This window comes from Xanthomonas sp. DAR 34887 (assembly GCF_041245805.1).
Lineage (GTDB): Bacteria > Pseudomonadota > Gammaproteobacteria > Xanthomonadales > Xanthomonadaceae > Xanthomonas_A > Xanthomonas_A tesorieronis.
The window spans coordinates 873,484-887,097 of record NZ_CP162490.1 but is presented as its reverse complement, the minus strand read 5'-3'; the positions used below and the strand labels follow the sequence as shown (position 1 = coordinate 887,097).

The window sequence follows — 13,614 nt, the reverse complement described above, 5'->3', positions numbered from 1 at the left end:
GCATCGCCTGCGCGCGGGATGTCATCCCGCGCCGGCGATCGCTGCGCCGTCGGCATGCGCGCACAGCCAGTCCAGCACCTGACGCACTGCCGCCGCCGGCGCCGGTGCGGGCCGCCACACGATCGACAACTGCCGCGCCGCCCACGGCTCCTGCAACGGCACGGCGACCAGTTGTTCGCGCACGCTGACCCGGGCCAGCGCGGCCTGCGGCAGGATCGCCACACCGGCGCCGCGCGCCAGCATCCGGCACAGCGGCTCGATGCCGTGCACGTGGGCGCGGATGCGCAACTGGCCGCCGGCGCGCGCAGCCTGCGTACGCAGGTGCCGCTGCAGCGCGCTGTCGTCGGCCAGGCCGAGGAACTCGGCTTGCCATAGCTGCGCCAGGTGCAGCTGCGGCGCGCGTGCCAGCGGATGCGCGACCGCCGTCACCAGCACCAACCGGTCCTTACGGAATGCCTGCGCGTGCAGACCGGACAGGTCGGCATGGTCGGCGATCACCGCCAGGTCGGCTCGCTCCTCGCGCACCGCGTCGGCCGCGGCGCCGCTGCCCTGTTCGCGCAAGGCCAGATCGATGCGCGGATGCGCGACCAGGAACTCGGCCAGCAGTTCGGGCAACCATTCGTACAGTGCCGCGGTATTGGCCAGCAGCCGCACCGTGGCCTGGTTGGCACCGGCATGCTCGCCCAGTTCGGCGCGCATCGCCTCGGCCTGACGCAGCAGCTGCCGCGCGTGCCGCAACAGCGCGGCGCCGCCCGCGGTCAGGCTCACGCCGCGGCGGCCGCGCCTGAACAGTGCCGCACCCGCCTGCAGTTCCAGCGCGCGGATGCGTGCGCTGGCCGCGGCCAGCGACAATGCGGCGCGGTCGGCACCGGCGGTGATGCTGCCGGCCTCGGCCACCGCCACGAACAGCCGCAAGTCGATGAAATCCAGGTGCATCCCCGCTCCAGCCTTCGTCGTTGCCGAAGTCTGCCTGAAGCGATCGCGCATTGTCCGGGGCCGCTGCAGCGCCGATGCTGCAGGCATGCAATCGCTGATTCCGCATCTGCTGCCGATCGCCCTGGTGTTCTGCCTGGCCGGCTTCGTCAAGGGCGTGGCCGGTACCGGCCTGCCGACCGTCGCCATGGGCTTGCTGGGGCTGTGGCTGGCACCGCCTGAAGCGGCCGCGCTGCTGGTGCTGCCGTCGCTGCTGACCAATCTGCAGCAAGCCTGGGGCACCGGTGCGGCGCCACTGTTGCGGCGGCTGTGGCCGCTGCTGGCGACGATCGCGATCGGCACCTGGCTCAGCGCCGGCATCCTGGTCGGCGCCGATCCTGCGCTGGCGCGCGGTGGACTCGGCGCCTTGTTGGCGCTGTACGCGCTGCTCGGCCTGAGCCGCTGGCAAGGCCGGCTGCCGCCGCGGCACGAACCCTGGGCGGGCCCGGCGGCCGGATTGGCGACCGGCCTGCTGACCGGCGCGACCGGGGTGTTCGTGCTGCCGTCGTTGCCGTATCTGGTCGCGCTGGGCTTGCCACGGGAGATCTTGATGCGCGCGCTGGGCTACTGCTTCGGCACGGCCACGCTGGCGCTCGCCACGGCCCTGGCCTGGCACGGCGTCTTCGCGCGCAGCGCGCTCGGTCCGTCATTGCTGGCGCTGCTGCCGACTGCGGCGGGCATGTGGCTGGGCGCGCGCCTGCGCCAGCGCATCTCAGCCGAGGCGTTCCGCCGGGTGTTCTTCCTGACCTTGCTGGCGTTGGGCGTGCATCAGCTGTGGCAAGCGCTGGGGTAGGCCACGCGTTCGATCCAGCGGATGCGCACGCACCTGCAGGAGCGGCTTCAGCCGCGACAGGTCCTCTCCGACAAGGCGAATGTCGCGGCTGAAGCCCCTCCTACACAAGCGTGTGTCGGGCCGCCTGTGGGAGTTGATGGCCCTAGCCTCTCCTGCAATGCGATCGGCCGGCACCGTGCTGGCCGCTCTGCCGCGCATCCGTCGGCGCGAGCACAGGCGATGGCATACCGCCATCATGCGAACGGCAACGAAAAACGCGCCACCGCTGGGCGATGGCGCGTTCGGGTTCGCGTGGCGATGCGGCGCGGGCTCAGTCGGCCCAGCGCCCCGGGCCGGTGGACTGCGGCAGCACCTGCACCGACAGCGGGCGGTCCTTTTCCAGCAGGTTCAGCGCGTCGGCCAGGATCGAGGCCGACTCGCGCAGTAGCGGATCCGGGCGCTTGTCGACCAGCTTCTCGCGCGCGGCATCCTTGACGATGTCGCGCTCGTTGCCGGTCAGGCCGTCGTCGCTGCTGTCGTCGGCGAGCGGATCCAGCGGCAGGCCGAGCTGCTTGCGCATCTCCTGGCGCTGCTTGCGCTGCACGTCCTGCTTCTCGCGCTCGGCGCGGCGCTCGGCCTCGTTGAGCACCACGTACTTTTTCGCCGCCTCGGTGCGGAACTGCTGCACGTCCTCTTCCCACCACTGGAATTCCTTGTCGCTGGCGATGCGGCTGGCATGCAGCGTCTCCAGCTTCGGCAGCAGCGGCGCGAAGTTGCCGTACTGGGTGTGCGGCACCGCGGCGATGCGGGTCCACGGCAAGGCGTTGGGATAGGTGCTCTCGCCGAACTCGGTGGCATCGACGCTGGCCGGGAACGCGATGTCCGGCACCACGCCCTTGTGCTGGGTGCTGCTGCCGCTGACCCGGAAGAACTGGGCGATGGTCAGCTTGACCTGGCCGAAGCGGTCGGTCTCGTTGGCCGGCCAGCGGTCCAGGTCGACGATGTTCTGCACCGTGCCCTTGCCGAAGCTGGTCTCGCCGATGATCAGGCCGCGGCCGTAATCCTGGATCGCGCCGGCGAAGATCTCCGAAGCCGAGGCCGAACCGCGATTGATCAACACCGCCAGCGGGCCGTCCCAGGCCACGGCCGGGTTGTCGTCGCTGTTGACGGTGACGCGGCCGCCGGATTCGCGCACCTGCACCACCGGGCCCTGCTCGATGAACAGGCCGGTCAGTTCGATCGCCTCGTCCAGCGAGCCGCCGCCGTTGTTGCGCAGGTCCAGCACCACGCCGTCGACCTTGTCGGTCTTGAAGCCGGCCAGCAGCTTGGCCACGTCGCGGGTCGCCGAGGCGTAGTCGCTGGCGTTGCGGCGGCGGCCTTCGAAGTCCTGGTAGAACGCCGGCAGCTTGATCACGCCGACGCGCCGCGCCGGTGCGCCGTCCTTCGCCGGCAGGGTGATGGTCTCGCCCTTGGCCGCCTGTTCGGCCAAGCGCACCTTCTGCCGGGTCAGCAGCAGCTGGCGGTGCTTGCCGTCCACGCCCGCTTCGGCCGGGATGTACTCCAGGCGTACCTGGGTGTCCTTGTCGCCGCGGATCTTGGCCACCACGTCGTCGATGCGCCAGCCGATCACGTCCTCGACCTGGCCGGACTTGCCCTGGCCGACGCCGACGATGCGGTCGCCCGCCTTCAGCGTGCCGTCCACCGCCGCCGGACCGCCCGGGATGACCTCGCGGATCACCACCATGTCGTCCTGCTTCTGCAGCTGCGCGCCGATGCCTTCCAGCGACAGCGACATCTGCTGGTTGAAGTTCTCGGCGGTGCGCGGGGTGAAGTAGTCGGTGTGCGGATCGACGGTGTTGGTGTAGGCGTTCATGAAGAACTGGAACACGTCCTCGCTCTTCAGCTCCTTCACCGAATCGGCGAGGTTGGCGTAGCGCTTGTCCAGGGTCTTGCGGATGTCATCGGGCTTCTTGCCGGCGAGCTTGAGCCGCAGCCAGTCGTTCATCACCGACTTGCGCCACAGGTCGTCCAGCTCCTGGTCGTTCTTGGGCCACGGCACGTCCTTGCGGTCGTACTCGAACTTCTCGCTGCCGTTGAAATCGAAGTCCTGCTTGAGCAGCTTGCGCGCGTAGCCGATGCGCTCGTCCACGCGCTGCCGGTACACGGCGAACACCTGGAATGCCGGTTCCAGCTGGCCGGAGGCGATATTGCTGCCGAGGTTGGTCTGGAACGCGGCGAACTTGTCGACGTCGGCCTGGGTGAAGAACTGTTTGCTGCCGTCCAGCGTCTCCAGGTACTTCTTGAAGACTTCCTTCGAGGTCGCCTCGTCGAGCGCGCGCGGCCGGTAGGCGTAGCGGCTGTCGGAGAGCAGGCCATACACCAGCTTGGCGGTGGTGGCCTGGTCCGCGGTCGAGGCGGCCGGCAACGCGGGCGCGTCGGTGCGGGCGAACAGCGCCAGCGGCGCGGTCAGCGCGAACGCCAGCAGGAAGGCGGAAGCTTTGAATTTCATCTACGTACTCTCGGCACGAGGCCGTCAGGGGGGCTGCAGATCGCGTGAGACAACACGACAGTGCCGCAAGTTGCAGGCCGTGTCACCTGTTCCTGAACCAGACTAGCCGCGGCCCGGTAGCGAAGTGTGAATGGCGCCGATGCGGCTGCTGCGGGTGGGCAATGCGGGCGGCACGGCGGGCGTCCTGGACGACCGCCAGGACGCGAGGGGCAGCGGAACCGGTGCCGCAGGGCGGACTCAGGCGGCGACGCCGGCGCCGGCAGCCTGCCGATCGGCGTGATACGACGAGCGCACCATCGGTCCGGAGGCGACGTGGCTGAAGCCCAGCGCGTTGCCGTAGTCCTCCAGCGCCTTGTATTCCTCGGGCGTCCAGTAGCGCATCACCGGATGGTGGTGTGCGGTCGGCTGCAGGTACTGGCCGATGGTGACCATGTCCACGTCATGCGCGCGCAGGTCGCGCAGCGTGGCCTGCACCTGCTCCATGGTCTCGCCCAGGCCGAGCATGATCCCGGACTTGGTGGCGATGGACGGGTGCTGCGCCTTGAACTTCTGCAGCAGGGTCAGCGACCACTGGTAGTCGGCACCGGGACGCACGTTGGGATACAGGTCCGGCACGGTCTCGATGTTGTGGTTGAACACGTCCGGCGGATTGGTCGCCAGGATCTCGAGCGCGCGGTCCATGCGGCCCTTGCCGCGGAAGTCCGGGGTCAGGATCTCGATGCGGGTGGCCGGCGCCGCGGCGCGGATCGCACCGATGCAGTCGGCGAAGTGCTGGGCGCCGCCGTCGCGCAGGTCGTCGCGGTCGACGCTGGTCACCACCACGTAGCGCAGGCCCATGTCGGCCACGGTCTGCGCCAGGCTGGCCGGCTCGCCGGCGTCCGGCGGCTTGGGCCGGCCGTGGGCGACGTCGCAGAACGAGCAGCGGCGGGTGCAGACCTCGCCCAGGATCATGAAGGTGGCGGTGCCGTGGCTGAAGCACTCGTGGATGTTCGGGCAGCTGGCTTCCTCGCAGACCGTGACCAGGCGGTTCTCGCGCAGCTTGGCCTTGAGGGTCTGCACGGCATTGCCGGACGGGATCCGCACCCGGATCCACGACGGCTTGCGCAGCACCGGCGCGTCGGCGAACTGCACCGGCGAGCGGTTGATCTTGTCCCCGCCCAGTTGCTTGACGCCGGCCTGCAGCGGCGCGGACGCGGAGGCGCTGTCGCCGGAAAGGACCTGCAGGGGGATGGTGCGTGCGCTGGGCTGGGTCATGGCGTCGTCGGCGGGCAGGCGGTCAGGCCGCGTGCGTGAGCGTGAGGTCGGGCAAGGCGTCGAGCGGCTGCAGGGTCAGCCCGAACTGGCGCGCCAGTTGGGCCAGCAGCACCGGTTTGACGGCCTGCATGCCGGAGGGACCGCCCAAGTCTAGCACCGAGGTCACCTGCAGGCCCTGGTAGCCGCAGGGGTTGATGCGATGGAACGGCTCCAGGTCCATCGCCACGTTGAACGACAGGCCGTGGAAGGTGCAGCCGCGGCGCACGCGGATGCCGAGCGCTGCGACCTTGGCCGCGCCGACGTAGACGCCGGGCGCGCCATCGCGGCGCTGGCCGAGGATGTTCCATTCGTCCAGCGTATCGATGATGGCCTGTTCGATCCGGCACACGTAGTCGCGCACGCCGATCTTGAGCCGGCGCAGGTCCAGCAACGGATACACCACCAGTTGGCCGGGGCCGTGATAGGTGACCTGGCCGCCGCGGTCCACGTGCAGCACCGGGATTTCGCCGGGCGCCAGCACGTGCTCGGGCTTGCCGGCCTGGCCGAGGGTGAACACCGGATCGTGCTCGACCACCCACAGCTCGTCGGCGCTGCTGTCCCCGCGCGCATCGGTGAAGCGCTGCATGGCCCGCCACACCGGCTCGTAGGGCTGGCGGCCGAGATCGCGGACCTGGCACGGCGGCAGCGCCTGCGCCGGTTCCGGTGGCAGTACCGCGGCGCCGGCTACAGCGTCCACTTCACTTCCGGATGCTCGCGCAACGCCAGGTGCGCGGCGTCGTACTGGGCGCGGTCGGCGGCGCGGAAGGCGATCCGCACGGACACGTACTTGCCGTTGGACGAATGCTTCCAGCTGACGCGCTCTTCTAGCACGTCCACGCCGGCCTGGGCGAGCAGGCGCGGCAGTTCGGTCTCCAGCCCGGTATTGGCGGCGCCCATCGCGCTGAGCTCGAAGACACCGGGGAACTGGAAGCCGTGATCGGGGTTGTCGGAGGAGATATCCATGGCTGCATTATCGGGCCGGCGCCGGGCAAACCCAAGGCCGCGGCGCGCCGGCAGGCCGCTCGCGCAGCCGCAGCGCTTTGGCAGCATGTGAGCGCCGTTGGCAAGCGATGCCGATAGGACGAAGCGATACGGCCACACGGCTTTCGCGCGAACACCGCCGCGGCCTATGCTCGGCCCCGCACTTTCATGAATGCAGGCTTCACGGGACGCGTGCACCCGTCCCGCTAGCGTCGGCTTACCCCATCCCCTCCTCCCCCAGGGACGTCGCCCATGCCGTCATCGCGCCTGCCTCTCGCCTTCGCCGTGCTGCTCGCCCTCGCTGCGCTGCCCGCTGCTGCTGCCGCCGCCACCGACCGGTGCGCCGGCAGCGCACTGCAAGACACCCCGCCGACGGTGAACTTCCGCGTCGACAACGACCTGTTCGGCGGTGCCGGCCAGGACCAGGGCTATACCAACGGCTTCGGCGTGACCCTGGTGTCGCCGAACCTGGTCGACTTCACCGACGACCCCTGCCTGCCGCGGCTGGCGCGGGCGGTCAACCGCTACCTCGAGCGCCTGCACCCGGGCGAGTTCGAGCAGCAGAACATGATCTTCAGTTTCGGCCAGGCCATCTTCACCCCGACCGACAAGACCCGCCGCGACCTGATCAAGGACGACCGCCCGTACGCCGGCATCCTGGCGGTGAACTTCGGTTACAACGCGCGCAACCAGGACCGCCTGCGCACCACCCAGCTGACCCTGGGCATGGTCGGTCCATCGGCGCAGGGCAAGCAGGTACAGGACGCGGTGCACGATGTGCTCGGCGACGAGAAATTCCTCGGCTGGGACAACCAGTTGCACGACGAACCGGTGTTCCGCCTGGTGCACGAACGCATGCGCCGCTGGCCCGGCGACGCGGCGGTCAACGCCGACGGCTGGGGCTGGGACGCGATCAGCCATTGGGGCGGCGCGCTCGGCACCCTGCAGACCCACGCCAACGCCGGCGCCGAAGTGCGCTTCGGCTGGAAACTGCCCGACGATTTCGGCAGCTCGCCGTTGCGCCCGGCCGGCGAGAACACCGCCCCGCCCCGCTACGGCATGGGCCGCGGCTGGTCGGCCCATCTGTTCCTGACCAGCGACGCGAGCTGGGTGCTGCGCGACATCACCTTGGACGGCAACACCTTCCGCGACAGCCACAGCGTGAAGAAGCGCCCCTTCGTCGGCGAGGCCGGGTTCGGCCTGGCGGTGATGCGCGGCAAGTGGAAGTTCGCGCTGGCGCGCTACTGGAGCACCCGCGAATTCGACCTGCAGAAACAGACGCCGGTGTTCGGCAGCTTCACGATCAGCCGGCGGCTTTGAAAGGCCGGGATTGGGGATTCGGGATTCGGGATTGGAAAAACGCACCCGGCTCCGACGAATCCCAATCCCCAATCCCAAAAAAAGCCGGCGCAAGCCGGCTTTTTTTCAAATCATTCGGCTTCCCACCACATCCAGAAGCTGTCCCACAGGCGCTTGAAGAAGCCGGCCTCGTCGACCGCCTTCAATGCCACCAGCGGCGCCTGCGCGATCACCTTGCCGTCCAGCGAGACCTTCACCGTGCCGATCGCCTGGCCCTGCTTGATCGGCGCTTCCAGGGTCTTGGGCACATCGATCGACGGCTTCAGTTCGTTGTAACGGCCGCGCGGCACGCCGACCAGCAGCGGCTGCGCCACGCCCAGCAGCACTTCCTTCTCGGTGCCCTTCCACACGCGCTGCTGCGCGACCTGCTTGCCCGGCTCGTACAGGCGGTGGGTCTCGAAGAACCGGAAGCCCCAGTTGAGCAGCGCCAGACTGTCCTCGGCGCGCTGCTTCTCGGAGCTGTCGCCCATCACCACCGCGATCAGGCGCTGGTCGCCGCGCTGCGCCGAGCTGAGCAGGCAGTAGCCGGCTTCGGAGGTGTGGCCGGTCTTGATGCCGTCCACGCTGGGATCGCGCCACAGCAGCAGGTTGCGGTTCTGCTGGGTGATGTCGCCGACCCGGAATTCCTTGATCTTGTTGTAGGCGTAGGTTTCCGGATAGTCGCGCACCATCGCCCGGCCCAGTAGCGCCAGGTCGTAGGCGGTGGTGTAGTGGCCTTCGGCGGACAGGCCGTGGGCGTTGACGAAATGCGAGCCGGTCATGCCGAGCTTGGCCGCGTAGTTGTTCATCAGCGACGCGAAGGCTTCCTCGCTGCCGGCGGCGTGTTCGGCAAGCGCGATCGCCGCGTCGTTGCCGGACTGAATCGCCATGCCCTTTTCCATGTCCTCCAGGCGCGCGGTCTGGTTGACCGGGAAGCCGCTGTAGCTGCCGTCGGTGCCGGCGCCGCCCTCGCGCCAGGCGCGCTCGCTGAGCATGACCTGGTCGTCGCGCTTGATCTTGCCCAGCTTCAGTTCGGCGGCGATCACGTAGGAGGTCATCACCTTGGTGATGCTGGCCGGGGCCACCCGCGCGTGCTCGTTCTCGCCGGCCAGCACCTGGCCGGTGGCGTAGTCCATCAACACCCAGGACTTGGACACGGCCGGCTTGGGCGCCGGCGGGATCGCCACGGCGGCGGGCGCGGTGGCAGCGGCGGCAGGCGATGCCGGCACCGGGCCGGGGGTCTGCGCGGAAACCAGGCCGACGGCGAAGGTGGCCACGGCGGCGACGGCAAAGCGGAATTTCATCTAAAACGACTCCTGGCGGGCCCGAAGGCCGATGGTAAACGAGGCATTGTAGGGCCAGCCGGCGCCCGCCCAGGCGCCGCGGCGGCGCAGGCGGGAGGCAGCGTTAAGCCATCGGCGCGGGAGCGGTCCGCGAAGCTGGCGGCGGCCGGCGCGCGGCAGCGACAGCCGCGCGGGTTCGCCGCGCGCTTCAGTCCTTGACGATCTGCGGATGCCCGAAGCCGAGGCCGGCGATGCGGCTGGCCAGCTCGGTGGCACGGCCACTGTCCTCGGCGGCGACCCGCAACCGCCACAACGTACGCCCACCGGACACGATGTCGCTGACGCTGGCGCCGACGATGCCGGCCGAGGCCAGCTGCGACAGCGCGCGGTTGGCGTTCTCGCGGCTGGCGAAGCTGGCCACCTGCAGCAGGATGCCGAGCGGGCCGCGCGCCGCGGCGTTGTCGGCGGCCGCGCGGGTCGCCGACACGGGCGGCGCTGCAGGCTTGGGTGCCGGCGCAGGTGCCGCAGCCGCGACGGCGGTCGTGGTGGCGCGCCGCGGCGCCTGCGTGGCGGCTGCGGTCGCATCGACCTTGGCCGGCTTGCCGGTCGCCACGCGCACGCCACGCGATTTCATCCAGTCGTCGAAATGGTCGGCATTGGCCGCGGTGTCGGCATCGGCCTGTACGCGGTAGCGCCAGCGCTCGCCTTCCGGCAGCGCCGCCGCAGCGGCGGTCGCGCTGGCGGCGCTGGGCGCCGCGGTACTGCTGGTGGCAGCGCTGCGTGCCGGCGCGTTGGCCGCGGCGACGACGGTGGCCGGCTTGGCCGGCAAGGCCTTGACCAGGTTGTCCATGTCGGTGGCGCGCCGCGCCGCGGCGGCCTGCGCGGCATTGCCGGCGCCGGCCGCGCTGGCCAGCGCGGTGCCGGTGACGACCTGCTTGCCGGTCCTGCGCGATGCGAGCAGGTTGCCGTTGTCGGCCGGCGTCAGCCCGCGCACTTCGACCCGGCCAGTGCCCTTGCCGGTGATGCCGAGCTTGACCGCCGCCGCGTAGCTCAGGTCGATGACCCGGTCGTCGTGGAACGGGCCGCGGTCATTGACCCGCACCACCACCGATTCGCCGTTGTCCAGGTTGGTGACCAGGGCGAAGCTGGGCAGCGGCAGGGTCTTGTGCGCAGCGGTGAACGCGTACATGTCGTAGACCTCGCGATTGGAGGTCAGGCGGCCATGGAACTTGCTGCCGTAGTACGAAGCGGTGCCGCGTTCGACGTAGCTGTGCGGGTCGTCGATGATGGTGTATTCGCGGCCCAGCACCATGTACGGCGAGCGGTTGCCGATCGCCGAGCGCGGCTCGTCGGTGACCAGCGGCTCGGGGATGCAGGCCACGTTGGGCACGTAGTCCGGGGTGCTGTCGCTGACGCCGGGCGCGTACAGGCCGCCGGCAGTGTAGTTGCCGCGCTTGGACGGGTCTTCCTTGGCCGGTGCGTACGGCGAGGTGGACGGGCAGCCGGTGGCGACATGCGCCGGACCGCGGCCTTCCACCTTGACCCCCGGCGCTGAGCCGGCGCCGCCGGCGGTCTTCTTCGGGGCGCTGCTGCAGGCGGCCAGCGCCAGCAGGGCGACGACGGGAACGATCCGGAGCAGCGCGTTCGGGTTCATGCCGGGGGTAACTCCTTGCCGGCGATGGCCTGGGACAGTTGGTACACGGCCATCGCGTACATCTTGGAAATGTTGTAACGGGTGATCGCGTAGTAATTCTGGAAGCCGAGCCAGTACTGCTTGCCGGCGCTGCCCTCGAGCGTGATCGGGGTGGCGGTGGCGCCGGCGGGAACCGGTGCGGCTGGCTGGTAGCCGCGCGCGGCCAGGTCGGCCAGCGTGTAGCTCGGAGTCCAGTCGGTCGGATTGAATTCCTCGGCACCGGGACGCAGCGTGGCCGGCACCGCGACCGCGCCGTCGCGCACCCAGCCGCCCTTCTTGACGAAGTAGTTGGCGATCGAGGAGAACATGTCGTCGTAGTCGGTGAACAGGTTGCGCTTGCCGTCGCCATCGCCATCCACCGCGAACTGGCGGTAGCTGGACGGCATGAACTGGCCCAGGCCCATCGCGCCGGCATAGCTGCCGATCAGCGTGGTGACGTCCAGGTTCTCCTCGCGGCCGAGCGCGAACAGCTGGCCGAGTTCGTCGCGGAAAAACAGCTCGCGGCGCACTTCGCGTTCGAGCTTGGCCGGGTCGCCGCTGCGCGGATAGCGAAACGCCAGCGTGTACAGCGCGTCGAGCACGCGGTAGCTGCCCGCGTTCTTGCCGTAGCTGGTCTCCACGCCGATGATCGCGACGATGATCTCCGCCGGCACGCCGGTGCGCGCCTGCACGCGCAGCAGTTCTTCGCGGTGCGTGGCCAGGAACGCGCGGCCGCCGTCGATGCGCGCCTGGCTGATGAACATCGGCCGGTATTCGCTCCACGGCTTGACCCGCTCGGCCGGGCGCGACATCGCCGCCACGATCGCGTCCTTGAACTGCGCCTGCGCCAGCGTCGCCTCGATCTGCGCCGGGTCCAGGCCGTACTTGGCCGCGGTGTCGCGGACGAAGTTGGCGCGCGCGATCTCGAACGGCACCGGGGTCAGGTCGACCGGCGGTGCGGGTGCCGCTTCGGGCGCGGTACCGGCAGGCGGCGACGCGGGCGGCGGCGGTTGCGGCAGCGTCGTGGCCTGCGGCGGCGACGGCGGCGCCTTGGGCTGGGTCGCGCATGCGACCAGGCCAAGCGTGATCAGGCAAATCAGCGAACGTCGAATCATGCCGGCAGGTTAACAGAGTCCAGATGAATTTCCACCAATAACGCCATGAAACAAAAGAACTTTGCCGCGAGTCAAGCCGGCTTGTCGTATTCATGCTGGGAGCGCGGCGACACCCCGTGGGCCACAGCGCCGGCAGCGACGCCGTCGGCGCAGCGCAGCGCAAACGCAAAGGCCGCCGGTGGTTGCCCACCGACGGCCCGCAGCGCTGCGCGACGGCGACGCTCAGAATCGCGCGTCGATGTCCACCACGTCGATCAGCTTGTGGTTGACGAACTCCTTGATGCCCAGCCCGATCAGTTCGCGCCCGTAGCCGGAGCGGCGCACGCCGCCGAACGGCAGGTCGGCCTTGACCATGGTCGGATGGTTGACGAACACCATGCCGGTGGAAATGCGCCTGGCCACCTCGACGCCGCGCGCAGTGTCGGCGGTGAACACCGAGCCACCCAGGCCGAACGGCGAGTCGTTCGCGATGCGCACCGCATCGTCTTCGTCGGCGGCCTCGAACAGCATCGATACCGGGCCGAAGAACTCCTGGTAATAGGCCGGGTTGTCCCTGGTCACATTGGTCAGAAGGGTCGGCTGCACGAACGCGCCCTGCGTCGGCACCGGCGGCCCAACCTCGGTGGCGGTGGCGCCATGCTCCACCGCCGCGGCGATCTGCCGCTTGAGTTCGTCGGCCGCGCCCTGCGAGGACAGCGGCGCCAACGTGGTCGCCGGATCCATCGGATCGCCGGCCTTGAGCGCGGCCACGCCCGCGCGGTAGCGGCGCAGGAACTCCGCGTACACCTCGCGCGCCACGATCATGCGCTTGGACGATACGCACACCTGGCCGCCGTTCCAGTGGCGGCCGAACACCGCCCACTTCACCGTCTTCTCCAGTTCGGCATCGGCCAGCACCACGAAGGCGTCGGCGCCGCCTAGTTCCATCGTCGATTTCTTCAGCGCCCTGGCCGCCTGCGCGGCGACGATGGCGCCGGCGCCTTCCGAGCCGGTCAGTGCCACGCCGTGCACGCGCGGGTCGTTGAGGATGGTTTCCACCTGCGAACGCGTGGCGTAGAGATTGGCGAACGCGCCGGCCGGCAGCCCCGCCGCGGCCATCAGCGCTTCGAACTTCGCCGCGCACTGCGGCACGTTGGACGCGTGCTTGAGCAACACCGTGTTGCCGGCCGACAGTTGCGGGGCGATGATCCGCGCGATCTGGTAGTACGGGAAGTTCCACGGCTCGATCGCCAGCAGCACGCCCAGCGGCTCGTGCACCAGCATCGCCTCGCCTTCGGCCGGATCGGCCACCGGCAGCCGCTCCGGCGCCAGCAGGCGTTCGGCGTTGACCGCGTAGTACTCGAAGATGTCGGCGGACAAGCTCACCTCGGCTTCGGCCTCGCCGATCAGCTTGCCCATCTCCAGGGTCAGCAGCTGCGCGTAGCCGCGCACGTCGGCGCGCAGCAGTCGCGCCGCCGCGTGCATGACCTTGGCGCGCTCGGCGAAGGAGGCGTTCTTCCACTGCTGGAAGGCGGCGTCGGCGGCGCCGATCGCGGCGAGCACCTGCGCGTCGGTAGCCTCGGGAAAACTGGCGAGCAGTTCGCCGGTGTAGGGATTGCGGGTCGCATAAGCCATGATCGTGTCCTCGTGGAAAATCGGGAAGCGCCGACGCGTCGCAGCGGCGCAGGTTCGGTTCGATT

Annotated in this window: 11 protein-coding genes; 2 read left to right on the top strand and 9 right to left on the bottom strand. The window is 69.7% G+C overall.

Translation table 11 applies throughout. The annotated features are described in order from the left end of the window. Window positions 1-21: 21 nt before the first annotated feature. Entirely contained in the window at window positions 22-936 is a 915-nt protein-coding gene (locus tag AB3X08_RS03850) for a LysR substrate-binding domain-containing protein (protein WP_369936344.1), read from the bottom strand. A gap of 85 nt (window positions 937-1,021) precedes the next feature. Between AB3X08_RS03850 and AB3X08_RS03845 the strand changes: the two genes are divergently transcribed. After that, window positions 1,022-1,765, top strand: coding sequence for a sulfite exporter TauE/SafE family protein (locus AB3X08_RS03845; RefSeq protein ID WP_369936343.1), 744 nt, complete (start codon window positions 1,022-1,024; stop codon window positions 1,763-1,765). Window positions 1,766-2,075: 310 nt separating this feature from the next. Here AB3X08_RS03845 and AB3X08_RS03840 read toward each other — a convergent pair whose 3' ends face one another. From AB3X08_RS03840 to AB3X08_RS03825, 4 genes are all read right to left on the bottom strand, one after another. Beyond that, window positions 2,076-4,253 (bottom strand): carboxy terminal-processing peptidase, encoded by a 2,178-nt coding sequence (locus AB3X08_RS03840; protein ID WP_369936341.1) that lies wholly within the window; start codon window positions 4,251-4,253, stop codon window positions 2,076-2,078. A 237-nt stretch (window positions 4,254-4,490) separates the two neighbouring features. After that, window positions 4,491-5,507 carry a lipoyl synthase gene (gene lipA, locus AB3X08_RS03835; protein WP_369936340.1) on the bottom strand — a complete coding sequence of 339 codons (1,017 nt, stop codon included), beginning with the start codon at window positions 5,505-5,507 and terminating at the stop codon, window positions 4,491-4,493. Between the two features lie 22 nt (window positions 5,508-5,529). Continuing rightward, complete coding sequence (lipB, locus tag AB3X08_RS03830; RefSeq protein WP_369974782.1) at window positions 5,530-6,132, bottom strand: lipoyl(octanoyl) transferase LipB; 603 nt, start codon at window positions 6,130-6,132, stop codon at window positions 5,530-5,532. Between the two features lie 98 nt (window positions 6,133-6,230). Next, complete coding sequence (locus tag AB3X08_RS03825) at window positions 6,231-6,509, bottom strand: DUF493 family protein (protein WP_369936339.1); 279 nt, start codon at window positions 6,507-6,509, stop codon at window positions 6,231-6,233. Between the two features lie 270 nt (window positions 6,510-6,779). Here AB3X08_RS03825 and AB3X08_RS03820 point away from each other — a divergent pair, with 270 nt between their 5' ends. Then, window positions 6,780-7,847 carry a lipid A deacylase LpxR family protein gene (locus AB3X08_RS03820; RefSeq protein WP_369936337.1) on the top strand — a complete coding sequence of 356 codons (1,068 nt, stop codon included), beginning with the start codon at window positions 6,780-6,782 and terminating at the stop codon, window positions 7,845-7,847. A gap of 110 nt (window positions 7,848-7,957) precedes the next feature. Here the strand turns inward: AB3X08_RS03820 and AB3X08_RS03815 are convergent, their stop codons facing one another. The 4 genes from AB3X08_RS03815 to AB3X08_RS03800 all read right to left on the bottom strand — a co-directional run bounded on the left by AB3X08_RS03815 (window position 7,958) and on the right by AB3X08_RS03800 (window position 13,549). Then, window positions 7,958-9,169 carry a D-alanyl-D-alanine carboxypeptidase family protein gene (locus tag AB3X08_RS03815; protein ID WP_369936336.1) on the bottom strand — a complete coding sequence of 404 codons (1,212 nt, stop codon included), beginning with the start codon at window positions 9,167-9,169 and terminating at the stop codon, window positions 7,958-7,960. A gap of 187 nt (window positions 9,170-9,356) precedes the next feature. Next, entirely contained in the window at window positions 9,357-10,802 is a 1,446-nt protein-coding gene (locus AB3X08_RS03810) for a septal ring lytic transglycosylase RlpA family protein (RefSeq protein ID WP_369936335.1), read from the bottom strand. Continuing rightward, window positions 10,799-11,935 carry a lytic murein transglycosylase B gene (mltB, locus tag AB3X08_RS03805; protein WP_369936334.1) on the bottom strand — a complete coding sequence of 379 codons (1,137 nt, stop codon included), beginning with the start codon at window positions 11,933-11,935 and terminating at the stop codon, window positions 10,799-10,801. Before mltB ends, AB3X08_RS03810 begins: the two co-directional genes overlap by 4 nt. Window positions 11,936-12,157: 222 nt before the next feature. Further along, window positions 12,158-13,549, bottom strand: a complete 1,392-nt coding sequence (locus tag AB3X08_RS03800) for an NAD-dependent succinate-semialdehyde dehydrogenase (protein WP_369936333.1) — start codon at window positions 13,547-13,549, stop codon at window positions 12,158-12,160. Window positions 13,550-13,614 lie beyond the last annotated feature (65 nt).

What these genes read in the sequence shown, in the direction of transcription:
- AB3X08_RS03845 (WP_369936343.1), top strand. Translation starts at nt 1,022, where the DNA reads ATGCAATCGCTGATTCCGCATCTGCTGCCGATCGCCCTGGTGTTCTGC.
- mltB (WP_369936334.1), bottom strand. Translation starts at nt 11,935, where the DNA reads ATGATTCGACGTTCGCTGATTTGCCTGATCACGCTTGGCCTGGTCGCA.
- lipA (WP_369936340.1), bottom strand. Translation starts at nt 5,507, where the DNA reads ATGACCCAGCCCAGCGCACGCACCATCCCCCTGCAGGTCCTTTCCGGC.
- AB3X08_RS03800 (WP_369936333.1), bottom strand. Translation starts at nt 13,549, where the DNA reads ATGGCTTATGCGACCCGCAATCCCTACACCGGCGAACTGCTCGCCAGT.
- AB3X08_RS03850 (WP_369936344.1), bottom strand. Translation starts at nt 936, where the DNA reads ATGCACCTGGATTTCATCGACTTGCGGCTGTTCGTGGCGGTGGCCGAG.
- AB3X08_RS03825 (WP_369936339.1), bottom strand. Translation starts at nt 6,509, where the DNA reads ATGGATATCTCCTCCGACAACCCCGATCACGGCTTCCAGTTCCCCGGT.
- lipB (WP_369974782.1), bottom strand. Translation starts at nt 6,132, where the DNA reads ATGCAGCGCTTCACCGATGCGCGCGGGGACAGCAGCGCCGACGAGCTG.
- AB3X08_RS03815 (WP_369936336.1), bottom strand. Translation starts at nt 9,169, where the DNA reads ATGAAATTCCGCTTTGCCGTCGCCGCCGTGGCCACCTTCGCCGTCGGC.
- AB3X08_RS03810 (WP_369936335.1), bottom strand. Translation starts at nt 10,802, where the DNA reads ATGAACCCGAACGCGCTGCTCCGGATCGTTCCCGTCGTCGCCCTGCTG.
- AB3X08_RS03840 (WP_369936341.1), bottom strand. Translation starts at nt 4,253, where the DNA reads ATGAAATTCAAAGCTTCCGCCTTCCTGCTGGCGTTCGCGCTGACCGCG.
- AB3X08_RS03820 (WP_369936337.1), top strand. Translation starts at nt 6,780, where the DNA reads ATGCCGTCATCGCGCCTGCCTCTCGCCTTCGCCGTGCTGCTCGCCCTC.